Raw genomic sequence first — 18445 nt, forward strand, 5'->3', positions numbered from 1 at the left:
TGGTGCCACTTGCGGCGGAAGACCTGTCCATGTTCGGCCGCGACCCCTGGTGGCTGATCGCCCTCAAGGCGGTCTTCTGCTTCGCGTTCCTGATGGTGACGGTCCTCTTCTCCATCGTGTGGGAGCGCAAGGTCGTCGCGTGGATGCAACTGCGCATCGGCCCCAACCGGCATGGCCCGTGGGGCATGCTCCAGTCCCTCGCCGACGGCATCAAGCTGATGCTGAAGGAAGACGTCATCGTCAAGCGCGCGGACAAGGTGGTCTACGTCCTCGCGCCGATCGTCGCGGCGATCCCGGCCTTCATGGCGATCGCCGTGATCCCCTTCGGGCCCGCGGGCAAAGAAGTCTCGATCTTCGGCCAGCGCACCACGATGCAGCTCACCGATCTGCCGATCGCGATGCTGTACATCCTCGCGGTCGCCTCCGTCGGCATCTACGGCATCGTGCTCGCGGGCTGGAGTTCCGGATCCACCTATCCGCTCCTCGGCGGCCTTCGCTCCTGCGCGCAGATGATCTCGTACGAGATCGCGATGGGCGCGGCGTTCGCCTCCGTCTTCCTCTACTCCGGGTCGATGTCGACCTCGGCGATCGTGGAGGCGCAGGCCGACCGCTGGTATGTACTCCTGCTGCCGGTGTCGTTCCTCATCTACATCGTGACGATGATCGGTGAGACCAACCGCGCGCCCTTCGACATGCCGGAGTCCGAGGGCGACCTCGTCGGCGGCTTCAACACCGAGTACTCCTCCATCAAGTTCGCGCTGTTCATGCTCGCCGAGTACGTCAACATGGTCACCGTCTCGGCGGTCTCCGTCACGCTCTTCCTGGGCGGCTGGCGGGCCCCGTATCCGATCAGCACCTTCTGGGAGGGCGCGAACCACGGCTGGTGGCCGATGCTCTGGTTCGTGATCAAGGTCCAGCTGCTGCTGTTCTTCTTCATCTGGCTGCGCGGCACGCTGCCACGCGTCCGCTACGACCAGCTGATGAAGCTCGGCTGGAAGGTCCTCATCCCGGTCTCGGTCGTCTGGCTGATGCTCGTCGCCACGGTGAGGGCGATGCGGAACGAGGACTACGACTTCACCTCGATCGCGCTCTATGTGGGCGGCGGGGTCATCGCGCTTCTGTTGCTCTCCGTGGTCGTCGACATCTTCCGCGACAAGCGGGAGAAGGAGGCCGCCGCCGAGGAGGAGCCGGTCGCCTTCGACCCGATGGCGGGCGGATTCCCGGTGCCGCCACTGCCCGGCCAGAGCCTGCCGCCCGTCCCGCGCCGACGCTCGCGCCAGGAGCGGGAGCTGATTGTCAGTGGTGGGCCGGATACTCAAAGTGACGGAACCCGAAGTGGCGGAACCCCAAGTGACGGAAAGGAGGCGTCCGATGGCTGAGCCGAACAACGAATCACCGGCATCGCCGGATTCACCCCACGAGTCGAACCAATCGAAGCAGGGGTTCCAGAACCCTGTCGCGGGCTTCGGCGTGACCTTCAAGGCCATGTTCAAGAAGCGGCTGACCGAGCAGTATCCGGAGCAGCAGAAGATCACCGCTCCCCGCTTCCACGGCAGGCACCAGCTGAACCGCCATCCGGACGGCCTGGAGAAGTGCGTCGGCTGCGAGCTCTGCGCCTGGGCCTGCCCCGCCGACGCCATCTACGTGGAGGGCGCGGACAACACGGAAGAGGAGCGGTACTCCCCTGGTGAGCGGTACGGCCGCGTCTACCAGATCAACTACGCCCGCTGCATCCTGTGCGGCCTGTGCATCGAGGCGTGCCCCACGCGCGCGTTGACGATGACGAACGAGTTCGAGCTGGCCGACAGCAGCCGCGAGAGCCTCATCTACACAAAGGAGCAGCTGCTCGCCGGGCTTGAGGAGGGCATGGTCGAAAGTCCGCACTCGATCTTCCCGGGCATGGACGAGCAGGACTACTACCGAGGCCTGGTGACCGAGGCCGCTCCCGGGACGGTTCCCCAAGTGGCCCTCTCCAAGGGGGAGACGCCTCAGGAGGCGGCCTCCGACTTCGGGGACGCCGAGCCGGCCTCCGGGAAGGTGGCCGGCCGATGACGCAGCTCGCCGCCTACACCACCTCCACGGGCGAGGCCTTCCAGTTCTGGATCCTCGGCACGGTCGCCGTGATCGGCGCCCTGTGCACGATCCTCATGAAGAAGGCCGTGCACAGCGCGCTCTGCCTCGCCGGGACCATGATCATCCTGGCGGTCTTCTACCTCGCCAACGGCGCGTACTTCCTGGGCATCGTCCAGATCGTCGTCTACACCGGCGCGATCATGATGCTGTTCCTCTTCGTGGTCATGCTCGTCGGCGTCACCGCCGCCGACTCCCTGAAGGAGACCATCAAGGGACAGCGCTGGCTGGCCGCCCTGTGCGGCCTCGGCTTCGCGGTACTGCTCTTCGCGGGCATCGGGAACGCCTCGGTGAAGGAGTTCAACGGCCTCGGCAAGGCGAACGCCGGCGGCAATGTGGAGGGCCTCGCGGGGCTCATCTTCACCAAGTACGTTTTCGCCTTCGAGATCACCGGAGCGCTGCTCATCACCGCCACGGTCGGCGCGATGGTGCTCACCCACCGGGAGCGCACGGAGCGCGCCAAGACCCAGCGCGAGCGGTCCGAGGAGCGCGTGCGCGAGGGCAAGCACCTGCCACCCCTCCCCGCCCCCGGGGTGTACGCCCGGCACAACGCCGTGGACATCGCGGGCCTGCTCCCCGACGGCACCCCGTCGGAGCTGACGGTCAACAAGACCCTGCGCGAGCGCGGCCAGATCCGTGACGTGTCGCGCGAGGCCCTGGACGACCTGCGGGCGCTGGAACAGCGCTCCGCCGACCGCCTGGAGCGGCCCGACCTGCGCGGCACCGGCAGCGGGCGGACCGACATCGGGCGGACCGAGGAGGCGTCGAAGTGAACCCCGTCAACTATCTCTACCTCGCCGCCCTGTTGTTCGCGATCGGCGCGACCGGCGTACTCATCAGGCGGAACGCGATCGTGGTCTTCATGTGCATCGAGCTGATGCTCAACGCCTGCAACCTCGCGTTCGTCGCCTTCTCCCGGATGCACGGCAACCTCGACGGCCAGATCATCGCCTTCTTCACGATGGTCGTCGCCGCCGCGGAGGTCGTGGTCGGGCTCGCGATCATCGTGTCGCTCTTCCGTTCCCGCCACTCGGCCTCGGTCGACGACGCCAGCCTGATGAAGCTGTAAGGGGCTGAAAGTGGAGAACCTGATTGCGCTGCTCGTCGCGGCGCCTCTGCTCGGAGCGGCCGTACTGCTGTGCGGCGGGCGGGCGTTGGACCGCGCGGGCCACTGGCTCGGCACGCTGCTCGCGGCCGCCTCCTTCGTCGTCGCCGTGGTGCTCTTCTCGGACATGCTGGGCAAGGGCACCGAGGAGCGGACCCTGTCGCAGCACCTGTTCAGCTGGATCCCCGTCGAGGGCTTCCAGGCGGACGTCGCCTTCCAGCTCGACCAGCTGTCGATGACGTTCGTCCTGCTGATCTCCGGTGTCGGCACCCTGATCCACATCTACTCCATCGGGTACATGGAGCACGACGAGCGGCGCCGCCGCTTCTTCGGCTACCTGAACCTCTTCCTCGCGGCGATGCTCCTCCTCGTCCTCGCCGACAACTACCTCCTCCTGTACGTCGGCTGGGAGGGCGTCGGTCTCGCCTCGTACCTCCTGATCGGCTTCTGGCAGCACAAGCCCAGCGCCGCCACCGCCGCGAAGAAGGCCTTCCTGGTCAACCGCGTCGGCGACATGGGCCTGTCGATCGCGATCATGCTGATGTTCACCACCTTCGGGACGTTCGCCTTCGAGCCCGTCCTGGAGGCGACGGGTGAGACCAGCGAGGGCAAGCTCACCGCCATCGGCCTGATGCTGCTGCTCGCCGCGTGCGGCAAGTCCGCGCAGGTGCCGCTCCAGTCCTGGCTCGGTGACGCGATGGAGGGCCCGACCCCGGTCTCGGCCCTGATCCACGCGGCCACGATGGTGACCGCCGGTGTCTACCTGATCGTCCGCTCCGGAGCGATCTTCAACGGCGCTCCGGACGCACAGCTCGCCGTCACGGTCGTCGGAGCGGTCACGCTCCTGTTCGGTGCGATCGTCGGTTGCGCGAAGGACGACATCAAGAAGGCCCTCGCCGGCTCGACGATGTCCCAGATCGGCTACATGATCCTGGCCGCCGGCCTCGGACCCATCGGCTACGTCTTCGCGATCATGCACCTGGTGACGCACGGCTTCTTCAAGGCCGGGCTCTTCCTCGGCGCCGGATCGGTCATGCACGGCATGAACGACGAGGTGGACATGAGGAAGTACGGCGGCCTCAGGAAGTACATGCCGGTCACCTTCGTCACCTTCGGGCTCGGCTATCTCGCGATCATCGGCTTCCCCGGCCTGTCCGGCTTCTTCTCCAAGGACAAGATCATCGAGGCGGCGTTCGCCAAGGGCGGCACGGAGGGCTGGATCCTCGGGTCGGTGGCGCTCCTCGGCGCGGCCATCACCGCGTACTACATGACACGCGTGATGCTCATGACCTTCTTCGGGGACAAGCGCTGGCAGCCGGACGCCGACGGCAACGAACCGCACCCGCACGAGTCGCCCACATCCATGACGATCCCGATGATCGTGCTCGCCTTCGGGTCGGTCTTCGCGGGCGGCTTCTTCGGCATCGGCGACCGCTTCCTGCACTGGCTGGAGCCGGTCACCGGCCACAAGCACGGTCACTCCCCGCTCAGCGCCGCCACGGTCACGGGCGCCACCGTGGGCGTCCTGCTCATCGGCGTCGCCCTGGCCTACGTCCAGTACGGGCGCAGGCCCGTCCCGGTCACCGCCCCGCGCGGCTCGCTCCTCACCCGGGCCGCCCGCCGCGACCTCCTCCAGGACGACTTCAACCACGTCGTCCTGGTGCGCGGCGGTGAGCACCTCACGCGCTCCCTGGTGTACGTCGACCACACCCTGGTCGACGGGGTCGTCAACGGCACGGCGGCCTCGATGGGCGGCCTCTCCGGACGGCTGCGCAAACTGCAGAACGGCTACGCCCGCTCCTACGCGGTCTCGATGTTCGGCGGCGCTGCGGTACTCATCGCCGCGACCCTGCTGATGAGGGCGGTCTGATACCGATGTCCTTTCCTCTGCTGACAGCGACGGCGGCCCTGCCCGCGGTCGGCGCGATCGCCACGGCAGCCGTCCCGGCCGCCCGGCGCTCCGCCGCCAAGTGGCTCGCGCTGCTCGTCTCGCTCGCCACGCTGGCCCTGGCCGTGACCGTGCTCGTGCGGTTCGACCCGGACGGCGACCGCTATCAACTGACCGAGTCCCGCGCGTGGATCGCGGACTTCGGGGTGCGGTACGAACTGGGGGTCGACGGCATCGGCGTCGCGCTCATCGGACTCACCGCGCTGCTCATCCCGTTCATCATCCTGGCGGGCTGGCACGACGCCGACCCCCTGGAGACGAAATCGTCGCGGTGGCGTCCCACCCAGGGCTTCTTCGCCCTGATCCTCGCCGTCGAGGCGATGGTGATCATCTCCTTCGAGGCCACCGACGTCTTCCTCTTCTACATCTTCTTCGAAGCCATGCTCATCCCGATGTACTTCCTCATCGGCGGCTTCGGGGACCGCGCCCACGCGGGCAGCGACGAGAACGCCTCGGCGCAACGCTCGTACGCGGCCGTGAAGTTCCTGCTCTACAACCTCGTCGGCGGCCTCATCATGCTGGCCGCCGTGATCGGGCTCTACGTAGTGGCGGGGAACTTCTCGCTCCAGGAGATCGCCGAGGCCCGCGCCAACGGCACGCTCGACATGGCGACCAGCACTGAGCGGTGGCTCTTCCTCGGCTTCTTCTTCGCCTTCGCGGTGAAGGCGCCGCTGTGGCCGCTGCACACCTGGCTGCCGAACGCGATGGGGGAGTCCACGGCCCCGGTCGCCGTGCTGATCACGGCGGTGGTCGACAAGGTCGGCACGTTCGCGATGCTGCGGTTCTGCCTCGGGCTCTTCCCCGAGGCGAGCAAGTGGGCGACGCCCGTCATCGTCGTACTCGCGCTGATCAGCATCATCTACGGCGCGCTGCTCGCGGTCGGCCAGCGCGACATCAAGCGCCTGGTGGCGTACGCGTCGATCTCGCACTTCGGGTTCATCGTGCTCGGCATCTTCGCGATGACCTCGCAGGGCCAGTCGGGCGCGACGCTCTACATGGTCAACCACGGCATCTCGACCGCCGCGCTGATGCTGGTGGCCGGTTTCCTCATCTCGCGGCGCGGCTCGCGTCTGATCGCCGACTACGGAGGGGTGCAGAAAGTCGCCCCGGTGCTCGCGGGCACCTTCCTGATCGGCGGCCTGGCCACGCTCTCGCTGCCGGGGCTCGCGCCCTTCGTGAGTGAATTCCTCGTCCTGGTCGGCGCGTTCGCGCGCTATCCGGTGGCCGGGATCGTCGCGACCCTCGGCATCGTGCTCGCCGCGCTCTACACCCTCGTCCTCTACCAGCGGACGATGACGGGCCCCGTGAAGCCGGAGGTCTCGGCCATGCCGGACCTGCGGGTGCGTGAACTGGTCGTCGTCGCCCCGCTGATCGCGCTCCTGATCGGCCTCGGGGTCTACCCGAAGCCGCTCACCGAGCTGGTGAACCCGGCGGTCAAGCACACCATGTCCGACGTACAGCAGAAGGACCCCGAGCCCGAGGTGGAGGCGGCCAAGTGAGCGCATCAGCCGTCCACAGCCTGTGGACAATGGCCGCCGATCCGATCGACAAGATCGACGCGCCCAAGATCGAGTATGGGCAGTTGTCGCCGACGTTGATCGTCATCGGCGCGGCCGTCCTCGGAGTGCTCATCGAAGCCTTCGTCCCGCGCAAGTCCCGTTACTACGTCCAGTTGTTCGTGACCGTCGTAGCCCTCACCGCGGCCTTCGCCGCCGTGGTGGGGCTCGCGGCCCGCGGATTCGGTACGACGAAGGCGCAGATCGCGGCGATGGGCGCGATCGCGGTCGACGGGCCCGCGCTCTTCCTCCAGGGCACCATCCTGCTCGCCGGGCTCGTCGCCGTCTTCACCTTCGCGGAGCGGCGGCTCGACCCGGTGACGCACGGCAACCGCGTGGACTCGTTCGTCGCGCAGGCCGGGGCCGTGCCGGGCAGCGAGGGCGAACAGGCCGCCACGAAGGCCGGGTTCACCACCACCGAGGTGTTCCCGCTGGCGCTCTTCGCCATCGGCGGCATGCTCGTCTTCCCCGCGGCGAACGACCTCCTGACGCTCTTCATCGCGCTGGAAGTCTTCTCCCTGCCGCTGTACCTGCTGTGCGCGCTCGCCCGCCGCAAGCGCCTCATGTCGCAGGAAGCCGCCGTCAAGTACTTCCTGCTCGGCGCGTTCGCCTCCGCGTTCACGCTCTTCGGCATCGCGCTCCTGTACGGGTACGCGGGCTCGGTGTCGTACGCGACGATCGCGAACGTGGTCGAGGGCAACATCTCGACGATGGACCCGGCCCTCGCCGACACCATGGGCAATGACGCGCTGCTTCTGATCGGCGTCGCGATGGTCGTCATGGGGCTGCTCTTCAAGGTGGGCGCGGTGCCGTTCCACATGTGGACCCCCGACGTCTACCAGGGTGCACCGACTCCGGTCACCGGCTTCATGGCGGCGGCGACGAAGGTGGCCGCGTTCGGCGCCCTCCTGCGCCTGCTGTACGTGGTCCTGCCGGGCCTGCGCTGGGACTGGCGGCCAGTCATGTGGGGCATCGCGATCATCACGATGCTGGGCGGCGCGATCGTCGCCATCACGCAGACCGACATCAAGCGGCTCCTCGCGTACTCGTCCATCGCCCACGCGGGCTTCATCCTCGCCGGTGTCGTCGCCACCACCCCGGACGGCGTCTCCTCGGTGCTCTTCTACCTGGCGGCGTACTCCTTCGTGACGATCGGCGCCTTCGCCGTGGTCACCCTGGTGCGCGACGCGGGGGGCGAGGCCACGCACCTGTCGAAGTGGGCGGGGCTCGGGCGCAGGTCCCCCTTGGTCGCCGCGGTCTTCGCGGTCTTCCTGCTGGCCTTCGCGGGCATCCCGCTGACCTCCGGGTTCACGGGGAAGTTCGCGGTCTTCAAGGCGGCGGCCGAGGGCGGCGCGGGCGCCCTCGTCGTGGTCGGTGTGCTGTCGTCGGCGATCGCCGCGTTCTTCTACATCCGTGTGATCGTGCTCATGTTCTTCAGCGAGCCGAAGGCGGACGGCCCCACGGTCGCCGTGCCGTCGCCGCTGACCATGACGGCGATCGGCGTGGGCGTCGCGGTGACGCTGGTGCTCGGTGTGGCCCCGCAGTACTTCCTGGATCTGGCGGGCCAGGCGGGGGTCTTCGTCCGGTAACCCGCCTGTTCGTATGTGTGTCGCCCGCCCGGCATCCCGATCTGGGGATGCCGGGCGGTGGCCTGTGGATAACTTCTCGGGCTGTCGGTGCGGGGCCCTATCGTGGAGGCAGTGGTCGGGGCAGCGACCGGAGCGGTGACCGAGGCAGGACGTACGGCGGGGGGCAGGGCGATGGATGGGACCAAGGGCATGGGCGAGGTGACGGCTCCGGTATCGGCGCCGGGCGGAGCGACCGGGACGATGACCGGCGGGGTGACGCAGAGCGACGCGCTGCGCACACTCCACCGCGTCTTCGGGTACGACGCCTTCCGCGGCGAGCAGGAAGCGGTCATCGACCACGTGGTGGCCGGCGGCGACGCCGTCGTCCTCATGCCCACCGGCGGCGGCAAGTCCCTCTGCTATCAGATCCCGGCCCTGGTCAGACCGGGCACGGGCGTGGTGGTGTCCCCGCTCATCGCGCTCATGCAGGACCAGGTGGACGCGCTGCGGACGGCCGGTGTCCGCGCCGGGTTCATCAACTCCACGCAGGACTTCGACGAGCGGCGCGTGATGGAGGCCGAGTTCCTCGCGGGCGAGCTGGACGTGCTCTATCTCGCCCCGGAGCGGCTGCGCCTGGACGCCACCCTGGACCTCCTCTCGCGCGGCAAGATCTCCGTCTTCGCCATCGACGAGGCGCACTGTGTCGCGCAGTGGGGGCACGACTTCCGGCCCGACTACCTGGCGCTCTCCGTGCTCGGGCAGCGCTGGCCGGACGTCCCGCGCATCGCCCTGACGGCGACGGCCACGCACGCCACGCACCGGGAGATCACCGAGCGGCTCGGCATGCCGGACGCCAAGCACTTCGTGGCGAGCTTCGACCGGCCCAACATCCAGTACCGCATCGTGCCCAAGGCCGAGCCGAAGAAGCAGCTCCTGTCCTTCCTGAAGGAGGAGCACGCGGGCGACGCCGGCATCGTCTACTGCCTCTCGCGGAACTCGGTGGAGAAGACCGCCGAGTTCCTGTGCCAAAACGGCATCGAGGCGGTCCCGTACCACGCGGGGCTCGACGGCGGCACGCGCGCGCGGCACCAGTCCCGCTTCCTGCGGGAGGAAGGCCTCGTCGTCTGCGCCACGATCGCCTTCGGCATGGGCATCGACAAGCCGGACGTCCGCTTCGTCGCCCACCTCGACCTGCCCAAGTCGGTCGAGGGGTACTACCAGGAGACGGGCCGCGCGGGCCGGGACGGCCTGCCCTCGACGGCCTGGATGGCGTACGGCCTTCAGGACGTCGTCCAGCAGCGCAAGCTGATCCAGGGCGGCGAGGGCGACGAGGCGTTCCGGCGCCGGGCCGCCTCCCACCTGGACTCGATGCTGGCGCTCTGCGAGACCGCGCGGTGCCGCCGGGCCCAGCTGCTCACGTACTTCGGCCAGGAGGCGCCGGAGGCGTGCGGGAACTGCGACACGTGCCTCGCCCCGCCCGAGACCTGGGACGGCACGGTCGCGGCGCAGAAGGTGCTCTCCACGGTGGTGCGCCTTCAGCGTGAGCGCGGCCAGAAGTTCGGCGCGGGCCAGATCATCGACATCCTGCTCGGCAAGAAGACCGCGAAGGTCATCCAGTTCGACCACGACCAGCTCTCGGTCTTCGGTATCGGCGAGGAGCTGGCCGAGGCCGAATGGCGGGGCGTGGTGCGGCAGTTGCTGGCGCAGGGCCTGCTCGCGGTCGAGGGGGAGTACGGCACGCTGGTGCTCACCGAGACGAGCGGATCCGTCCTCGGCCGGGAGCGCGAGGTGCGGCTGCGCAAGGAGCCGAAGCGGGCCCCGGCCGCGCGGGCCGCGAAGGGTGAGCGCAAGGCGAAGGCGGCGGCAGCGGTCGCCGAGCTGGCCCCGGAGGCGGTGCCGGTCTTCGAGGCGCTGCGTGCCTGGCGCGGCGCCCAGGCCAAGGAGCAGGGTGTCCCCGCGTATGTGATCTTCCACGACGCGACGCTGCGCGAGATCGCCACGCTGCGGCCCACGTCCGTGGGGGACCTCGCGGGCATCAGCGGGGTGGGCGAGAAGAAGCGGGCGACGTATGGCGAGGGGGTGGTCGGGGTCGTCGCGGAGTTCGCTGGCTCGGGCGGGGCGCCCGGCGGGGATGTGCCGCCCGCCGAGGAGGCTTCCTCCGGTGGCCCGCAGTCGGCGCCGGGCGGGGACGCCGAGCTGGGCTGGGGTGACGAGGAGGAGCCGGACTGGGCGTCCTGAGGTCAGTCCCGGTAGCCGTCGTGACGGGGCCGCCTGGGCGGGAGGGCCGTGCTGGCCGCGGGGCGGCGCCGGACTCGGCGGCGCCGCCCCGCGACCGGATCGCCGCTCGGTGGCTTTACCGAGCCGCCACGATCCGGCCCGTCACCTCGCCGAGGCCCACCTTGGTGCCGTCCGGCCCCGGGGCCCACGCCGAGAGCGTGACCTCGTCGCCGTCCTCCAGGAACGTCCGCTTGCCGTCGGGGAGTTCGAGGGGGTCCCGGCCGTTCCAGGTGATCTCGATCAGGGAGCCGTACTGACCGGCCGAGGGGCCGCTGACCGTGCCCGAGCCGTACAGGTCACCGGTGCGCAGGGAGGCGCCGTTGACCGTCATGTGCGCGAGCTGCTGCGCGGCCGTCCAATACACGGTGGAGAAGGGCGGCTCGGAGATGACGTGGCCGTTGAGCGTGACCGTCATGCGCAGGTCGTAGCCGCCGGGCTCGTCCGTGGCCGACTCGGCGGAGTCGTCCAGGTAGGGCAGCAGCTGGTGCGTGCGCTCCGGGGGCGCGACCCGGGCCGCGTCCAGTGCGTCGAGGGGGGTGATCCAGGCGGACACCGAGGTGGCGAAGGACTTGCCGAGGAACGGGCCGAGGGGGACGTACTCCCAGGCCTGGATGTCGCGCGCCGACCAGTCGTTGAGGAGCGTGAGGCCGAAGACGTGCTCGCGGAAGTCCGCGAGGGGCACGGGAGTTCCGTGCGTCGAGGGGGCGCCGACCACGAACCCGACCTCCGCCTCGATGTCGAGGCGGACCGAGGGGCCGAAGACGGGGGCGGTGTCGGAGGGTGCCTTGCGCTGGCCCGAGGGGCGCACCACGTCCGTCCCGGAGACCACGACGGTGCCGGACCGGCCGTGGTAACCGATGGGCAGGTGCTTCCAGTTGGGGGTGAGCGGGGTCGGCGAGTCCGGGCGGAACATCTTGCCCAGGTTCGTCGCGTGGTTCTCCGAGGCGTAGAAGTCGACGTAGTCCGCTACCTCGAACGGCAGGTGCAGGGTGACGTCGGAGAGGGGGTGCAGCAGGGGGCGTACGGAATCCCGGTAGGACGGGACGGTCACCCACGCCGTCAGGGCGCGCCGCACGTCGGACCAGGCGGTGCGGCCCGCGGAGAGGAGAGCGTTCAGGGTGGGCCGGGCGAGGAGGGACACATAGGGGGAGCCGAGCGCGGCGGCGGCAGCACCCGCGTCCAGGACGTACGAGCCGAGTCGTACGCCGACCCTGCGCTGGTCGGTGCGCTCCCCGGCCAGGGAGAACACGCCGTAGGGGAGGTTGTGCGGTCCGAAGGGATCGCCCTCGGGCAGGCCGAAGGGGTCGCCCTCGGAGAGGCCGATGGAGTCGCTCTCGGGGAGGCCGGGGGTGTCACCGGCGGCCGGGTCGAGCGGGGTCTGCTCGGACATGCGTACCTGCCTCGCTTTCCATAGGGGTGTGCCACACGTTACGTGTGAAGGCCCCTGTTACGGCAGTGCCTGAAGAGTGCGTGATGTCCGGTAAGTCTTGCCGGGGGTGGTGCGGCTCTCTCCGAGTTCACTCTTCGACGGCCGCGCTGTCCCGGCTCATGGCAGTTCGGTCAGTCATGTCGCGGGTGGCGGAACGGCCCTTGACCGGGGCCCTGTCCGCCACGGACCGGGCGCGCTCCAGCTCGGGTTGGCACTGACGGCTTCAGCTACGTGCCTCGAAGTGAAGGTACGGGTCGTGGCGTACGCGCCTTCTCAGTCCGTTCTGCGGAATGAGAGGTTCCACTTTCTGGTGAACCCTGATGGCTCCCACCTCCCTCCTCCCGCACCGGCCTTGCCAAGCCGCTTCCGGCGCGGCTCAGGATCCGTATTCTCTGGATCATGGCCGCTCCCCTCGCATATGCACTTATCGCCACTGACCTGGACGGGACGCTGCTACGCGGCGACGACACGGTTTCGGACCGGTCGCGGCGGGCGCTGGCCGCCGCGGGTGAGGGGGGCGCGCGGCACCTCGTGGTGACGGGGCGGCCCGCGCCGCGCGTGCGGTCGCTTCTCGGCGATCTCGGCTATGCCGGTCTCGCCGTCTGCGGACAGGGTGCGCAGCTCTACGACGCCGGGGCGCACCGCATGGTGTGGTCGGTGACGCTCGACCGTGAGCTGGCCGAGGTCGCGCTCGGGAAGATCGAGGCGGAGGTCGGGCAGGTCTTCGCGGCCGTCGACCAGGACGGCGTGGACGGCCTCACGCTGATCGAGCCCGGCTACGAGATGCCGCACCCCACGCTCCCCGCGGTCCGCGTACCCGGGCGTGACGTGCTCTGGGAGGTGCCCATCAGCAAGGTGCTTGTCCGGCATCCGGCGTTGACGGACGACGAGTTGGCGGAGGTGGCGCGCGGGGCGGTCGACTCGCTCGCCACGGTCACGATGTCGGGGCCCGGCACCGTGGAGCTGCAACCGTGCGGGGTGACCAAGGCGACCGGCCTCGCGCTGGCCGCCGAGCGCATGGGCCTGACGGCCGCCGACACGGTGGCCTTCGGCGACATGCCGAACGACATCCCCATGTTCCGGTGGGCGGCCCACGGCGTGGCGATGGCCAACGCCCACAGCGAACTCAAGGCAGTGGCGGACGAGTTGACCCGATCGAACGAGGAGGACGGCGTCGCGGTCTTTCTGGAGGGGTTACTCGCGGCCGCCCAGGGCGCCACGGACGCCCGGCTCTGAGAGCGCCCCAAAGGCTCACCCTCGCTGCCAGTGCCTGTTGGCCCCTCAAGTCGCACATGGTCGGGGGCAACCGCGGCGCCCGGTTCGAGTGGTCCGAGTGGTCCGAGGGGACGCCGACCTGCCGATCCGCCGCCCCGCCCGCCCTACCCCGCCGTCCGCGGAATCCGCCGTTCCCACGTGCGGTGGAAGACCACCTCGGTGCCGTCCCGGCAGATGACCTCGTTCGTCGTGATGAAGTCCGCTGCGTCGCAGGCGATCTCCGAGTGCGTCTCGACCCTCGTGTCCCAGGCGAGTTCGGGACGGTGCAGGCGGATCGTCCAGTCGGAGCGGGTGCGGGCGCTCAGTGGGTCGTTCTCGTGGATCGTGTACGTCTCCACGGCGTCCTCGGTGAACTCCAGGCCGTCGGGGTACACGCGCGTACCGCCGTAGCGCGGGTCGACCTCCAGGCGCCACTCGCCCTTGGCCACATCGCGTACGACCAGACGTTCGGGGCTCTCCTCGTCGAGCGTCGCGGGGTGGACCACGCCGAGCGGTTCGGCCTGCTCGGGGGGCTCGAAGGTGATCGTCTGGTCCAAGTCGCCGGTTCGCACCGGCAGTTCCAGGGAGCTGCCGACCGGGTCCAGGGTGAAGCCGGCCGAGTCCGCCTGCGGCCAGATCCACGGCCAGTACGCGGAGGAGACCGCGAGGCGGATGCGGTGGCCCGGAGGGAAGGTGTGGCCGATGCCGTTGAGGTCGAAGGTCACGTCCTCGGTGGCACCGAGCGGCCATGCGTCCGCGCGGTCCCTGCCGTGCCGGGCGGAGAGGTTCAGCACGCCCCGGGTGACGAGCGTGGACGAGCCGTCCGGCGCGATGTCGCACAGGCGGGCGATCGCCTGGCCGAAGGGCACGTCCATCCGCAGCCGCAGGGTCACCTTGGGGCGCCCGAGAATCCGTACCTCCGCAGGGACCTCGAATTCGAAGCACGCCGACTTGGCGTCCTCGTCCCGCTGGTCGGGCGGCAGGTCGGCGTCGTTGCCGAAGGGGAAGAAGCGGCCCGCGTCCAGGCCGGTGTGCTGCGGGGAGTCGACCAGCTGGGGGGTGCCCTGGAGGGCGTAGACAGTGGGGGTGACGTTCGGGGAGGGCCAGGCGGGGTCGCCGACCCAGCCGCCGCGCAGCTCCGGGTAGACCGTCGCCGGCGGGTGCGAGTCGCTGATCCAGGAGCGGAGCTTGGGCTCGGCCATGATGCCCGTGTCGACGCCCTTGAGGTGGTGGTCCCACCAGCGCAGCGTCTCCTGGAGGAAGCCGATCGCCGGGCCGGGCGGCAGTCCCCGGTCGGGGTACTGGTGCGACCACGGGCCGATCAGTCCCCGTACCCGGTCGTCCGGGAGGTGTTCGACCAGGCGCAGGACCGTGTCCCGGTACGGGTCGTGCCAGCCGCCGACCGCGAGGACCGCCGCACCGATCGCGGAGTAGTCCTCGCAGACGCTGCCGTGCCGCCAGTAGTCGTCGCGGGTCTGGTGGCTCAGCCAGGTGTGGAGGAACGGCTCGACGGCTTCGAGACGCGTCAGCCACATCTCGCGCCACGCGTCGCCGACGAAGTACGGGTCCGGCGGGCGCGCGACGAAGGCGAGCATCGTCGCGGCCCAGGCGTGCATGTCCACCGCGAGGACGGAACCGCCCAGGTAGTGCACGTCGTTGTCGTAGCGGTCGTCCGCCGAGCAGACGGTGACGATCGCCTTGAGCGGCTCGGGCGCGAGGGCCGCGATCTGAAGGGAGTTGCAGCCGCCCCAGGAGATGCCGAACATGCCGACCTTGCCGGTCGACCAGTCCTGCGCGGCCAGCCAGTTCACCACCTCCACGCCGTCGGCCAGCTCCTGCGCGGAGTACTCGTCGGTGGGCAGCCCCTCGCTGTTGCCGTGGCCGCGGACGTCGACGCGCACGGAGGCGTAGCCGTGGCCCGCGTACCAGGGGTGGCGCTGCCAGTCGCGGGGCGCCGTCCAGTCGCTGAGTCGGTAGGGGAGGTATTCGAGGAGCACGGGGACGGGCTCGTCGGTCACCGGGCGCCACACGCGCGCGTAGAGCGTGGTCCCGTCGGCGAGGGGTACGCGGATGTCCTCGTGCGTCGTCCCGTACGGGAAGTCGCTTTCGGATCGGATCTTCAGGTGCGTCATGGGAGGTACCTCAGTGGAAGTCCGCGGGGCTGCCCGAAGGAGGCGTGGTCGTCGCCCGGGGGAGGGTCCGCCGGCGGTTCCGGCGACGGCTCGTACTCGGCAGTAGTACGGGACAAAGCGGATGCTCCCGGTCATTGCTCGCTCAGTGGTGCGGGTCGGGCCTATCGGTTGTATGGGCTGATCACGAACATACCGGTGGTGATCGGGGAGTGCCCGGCCGCGTTTGTGCGGGCAGGTGCTCGCTGTGATCGAAACGCGACCGGATACGCTGACTTGAGTGATGGCAGCGACACATCGACAAACCGTGTCATCGACCGAGATCCAATGATCGACCGAGTTCGCCATGTGATCGTCAGCAGACAGGAGAACCTCTCGTGACCGTCGTCGGGCCTTTTGGGCTGAGCGTGCGGGACCAGGCTCTCGAAGCCGATGTCCAGGCAGGATTGGCGGCTGTTGAGGAGGGCCTGCTAGAGGCCACCAAGAGCGAGGTCCCCTTCATCACGGAGGCCGCCCAGCACCTCGTCCGCGCCGGGGGGAAGCGTTTCCGCCCGCTGCTCGTAATGCTCGCCTCCCAGTTCGGCGACCCGTACGCGCCGGGCGTCGTGCCCTCCGCCGTCGTCGTCGAACTGACGCACCTCGCGACGCTCTACCACGACGACGTGATGGACGAGGCGGACGTGCGCCGCGGCGTCGAGAGCGCCAACCAGCGCTGGGGCAACTCCGTGGCCGTGCTGACCGGTGACTTCCTCTTCGCCCGCGCCTCGTACATCCTGGCCGACCTCGGTCCGGAGGCCGTCCGCATCCAGGCCGAGGCGTTCGAACGCCTGGTGACCGGACAGATCCTGGAGACCGCGGGGCCGAGCGAGGGACGCGACCCGGTCGACCACTACCTCGACGTGCTCGGCGGCAAGACGGGCTCGCTGGTCGCCGTGGCCTGCCGGTTCGGCGCGATGATGTCGGGCGCCGACGAGACGGTCGTCGACGTCCTGACGCAGTACGGCGAGCGGCTCGGCGTCGCCTTCCAGCTCGCCGACGACGTGCTCGACATCGCCTCCGACTCGCACGAGTCCGGCAAGACGCCGGGCACGGACCTGCGCGAGGGCATCCCCACCCTGCCCGTCCTGCGGCTGCGCGAGCGCGTCGCGCGGCTCGGCCTGGCCGAGGACATCGCCCTGAGCGAGCTGCTCGACTCCGACCTCACCGACGACGCCCGGCACGCCGAGGCGCTCTCCCTGCTGCGCGCGCACCCCGCCCTGGAGCAGGCCCGCCGGGACACCGTGCGGTACGCGGAGGAGGCGCGGGCCGCGCTGGCGCCGCTGCCGGCGTGCGACGCGAAGATCTCCCTGGTGGAACTCTGCGACCTGGTCGTGCACCGGGCCGGCTGAGTGGTCACGGCCGACTGGGCCGACCAGTACTGACGATCGGCGGCGTCACCCCTACGGGACGGGGGAGGCGCCGCCGCTTCATGTCATCCCTGGGCAGTACGTGGAGTTGAGCCCGGGGTCTGACGCCAATCGTCGGCCGATTTGGTCGGATAGAACCCAGCAAGGACCACCACTCCTGACCAATTCGGGTGAGAATGGCGGCGCGGGGTGGACGATGGCACGTACGCATGTATGCACGTACAAGCACGTACAGGGAAGGCCGCCGCCGACCACGGAGGTAGGGCACACAATGGCACCGTACGAACCGGAACAGGACACCAGTGAGGCCGGGGAGCCGCGCACCGGCCGCCGCAAGGCGGCCCGTTACGTGGTCCCGGTCGCGGTGGCGGGGGTGGCCGCGGCGACCATCGGGCTCGTCCCGGCGCTCGCCACCTCGGGCGACCCGGATCTGCCGAAGGTCACGGCTCAGGAACTCGTCGAGAAGATAGCCGCGTCGGACACGCAGCAGCTCTCCGGCAACGTCAAGATCAGCACGGATCTGGGCCTGCCGTCGCTGGGCGGCGTGCCGGGCGGCCTTGGCGGCGGTGGCGGCGCGGACCGCGGCGGCGACGGCGAGGGCTCGGCCGCCGACCCCAAGGACAAGCTGATGGAGCTGGCCTCGGGCACGCACACCCTGCGGGTCGCGGCCGATGGCCCCGACAAGCAGAAGGTGTCCGTCCTCGGCGACGCCTCCGAGTACAGCCTGATCCACAACGGCGACGAGGTGTGGGCGTACGACAGCGCGTCGAACGAGGCGTACCACGCGAAGGGCTTCCAGGTCTCGGGCGACGAGTCCGGGAAGGGAGAGGTCCCGGAGGACCTTCCCGCCACGCCCAAGGAGTTCGCCGAGCAGGCGCTGAAGGCCGTCGACGACACGACGTCGGTGAAGGTCGACGGGACCGCGCAGGTCGCGGGCCGCGACGCCTACCGCCTGGTCATCGAGCCGAAGCAGACCGGTTCGACGGTCGGCCGGATCACGGTCGCCGTGGACGCGAAGACGGGTACGCCGCTCAAGTTCACCCTCACCCCGGCCGCCGGGGGTGCCGCGGTGATCGACGCGGGCTTCACGAAGGTCGACTTCGGGAAGCCGTCGGCGGACACGTTCGACTTCGCGCCGCCCAAGGGCGCGAAGGTCACCGAGGCCGACGAACACGCCAAGGGCGAGCGTGACACCGAGGACAGGAACAAGGGCGGCAAGGAGTTCAAGGAAGAGGACCTGAACGGCCTGGACGACTGGAAGGTCATCGGCAAGGGCTGGAGCTCGATCGCCGAGCTGAAGCTGCCTGGTGGCAAGGGCCTGCCGACGTCCGGTTCGGGCGACGTCCCGCCGGACGCGCAGAAGCTGCTCGATTCGCTGGGCGACCAGGTCAGCGGCAAGTTCGGCTCCGGCACGGTCTTCTCGACCCGCCTGGTCAACGCCCTCATCACCGACGACGGCACGGTGTACGCGGGCGCGGTCACGAAGGACGCGCTGGTCAAGGCGGCGAACGCGGCCCACTAGGCGTGGGGCCTGAGCGGTGTTCGACGGTGGCGCCGGGCGGCGGCACCGTCGAACACCGGGAGCGGGGAGCCGGGAGTCGGGTGACGGGAGGAAGCGGTGCCGGACACCATCGGGGGACGGC

Annotated in this window: 13 protein-coding genes; 11 read left to right on the forward strand and 2 right to left on the reverse strand. The window is 69.7% G+C overall.

From position 1 onward, the window contains the following. Positions 1-29: 29 nt before the first annotated feature. The 8 genes from nuoH to recQ all read left to right on the forward strand — a co-directional run bounded on the left by nuoH (position 30) and on the right by recQ (position 10545). Positions 30-1379 (forward strand): NADH-quinone oxidoreductase subunit NuoH, encoded by a 1350-nt coding sequence (gene nuoH, locus CP975_RS20500; protein WP_246201803.1) that lies wholly within the window; start codon positions 30-32, stop codon positions 1377-1379. Then, entirely contained in the window at positions 1372-2052 is a 681-nt protein-coding gene (nuoI, locus tag CP975_RS20505) for an NADH-quinone oxidoreductase subunit NuoI (RefSeq protein WP_055529381.1), read from the forward strand. Before nuoH ends, nuoI begins: the two co-directional genes overlap by 8 nt. After that, positions 2049-2903: an NADH-quinone oxidoreductase subunit J gene (locus CP975_RS20510; protein ID WP_055529379.1), complete on the forward strand. Its 855-nt coding sequence runs from the start codon at positions 2049-2051 to the stop codon at positions 2901-2903. The genes nuoI and CP975_RS20510 overlap by 4 nt, the downstream gene beginning before the upstream one ends. Further along, entirely contained in the window at positions 2900-3199 is a 300-nt protein-coding gene (nuoK, locus tag CP975_RS20515) for an NADH-quinone oxidoreductase subunit NuoK (RefSeq protein ID WP_055529377.1), read from the forward strand. The genes CP975_RS20510 and nuoK overlap by 4 nt, the downstream gene beginning before the upstream one ends. Positions 3200-3209: 10 nt before the next feature. Next, entirely contained in the window at positions 3210-5105 is a 1896-nt protein-coding gene (gene nuoL, locus CP975_RS20520; protein WP_055529375.1) for an NADH-quinone oxidoreductase subunit L, read from the forward strand. Between the two features lie 5 nt (positions 5106-5110). Next, complete coding sequence (locus CP975_RS20525) at positions 5111-6682, forward strand: NADH-quinone oxidoreductase subunit M (RefSeq protein WP_055529373.1); 1572 nt, start codon at positions 5111-5113, stop codon at positions 6680-6682. After that, positions 6679-8328 (forward strand): NADH-quinone oxidoreductase subunit NuoN, encoded by a 1650-nt coding sequence (gene nuoN, locus CP975_RS20530; protein ID WP_055529371.1) that lies wholly within the window; start codon positions 6679-6681, stop codon positions 8326-8328. Before CP975_RS20525 ends, nuoN begins: the two co-directional genes overlap by 4 nt. Before the next feature lie 240 nt (positions 8329-8568). Further along, complete coding sequence (recQ, locus tag CP975_RS20540; RefSeq protein WP_150477205.1) at positions 8569-10545, forward strand: DNA helicase RecQ; 1977 nt, start codon at positions 8569-8571, stop codon at positions 10543-10545. A gap of 115 nt (positions 10546-10660) precedes the next feature. On the opposite strand, the gene fahA is transcribed toward recQ, so the two are convergent. Next, positions 10661-11974 carry a fumarylacetoacetase gene (fahA, locus tag CP975_RS20545; protein WP_150477206.1) on the reverse strand — a complete coding sequence of 438 codons (1314 nt, stop codon included), beginning with the start codon at positions 11972-11974 and terminating at the stop codon, positions 10661-10663. A 438-nt stretch (positions 11975-12412) separates the two neighbouring features. On the opposite strand from fahA, the gene CP975_RS20550 reads away from it, so the two are divergent. Then, positions 12413-13249, forward strand: coding sequence for an HAD family hydrolase (locus CP975_RS20550; RefSeq protein WP_055532506.1), 837 nt, complete (start codon positions 12413-12415; stop codon positions 13247-13249). Positions 13250-13392: 143 nt separating this feature from the next. Here CP975_RS20550 and CP975_RS20555 read toward each other — a convergent pair whose 3' ends face one another. Further along, complete coding sequence (locus CP975_RS20555) at positions 13393-15399, reverse strand: CocE/NonD family hydrolase (protein WP_055532504.1); 2007 nt, start codon at positions 15397-15399, stop codon at positions 13393-13395. A gap of 374 nt (positions 15400-15773) precedes the next feature. On the opposite strand from CP975_RS20555, the gene CP975_RS20560 reads away from it, so the two are divergent. After that, positions 15774-16784 carry a polyprenyl synthetase family protein gene (locus CP975_RS20560; protein WP_055532503.1) on the forward strand — a complete coding sequence of 337 codons (1011 nt, stop codon included), beginning with the start codon at positions 15774-15776 and terminating at the stop codon, positions 16782-16784. 289 nt (positions 16785-17073) lie between these two features. Next, positions 17074-18324, forward strand: coding sequence for a LolA family protein (locus tag CP975_RS20565; protein ID WP_055532502.1), 1251 nt, complete (start codon positions 17074-17076; stop codon positions 18322-18324). The last annotated feature ends 121 nt before the right edge of the window (positions 18325-18445 follow it).

The organism is Streptomyces alboniger (genome assembly GCF_008704395.1).
Lineage (GTDB): Bacteria > Actinomycetota > Actinomycetes > Streptomycetales > Streptomycetaceae > Streptomyces > Streptomyces alboniger.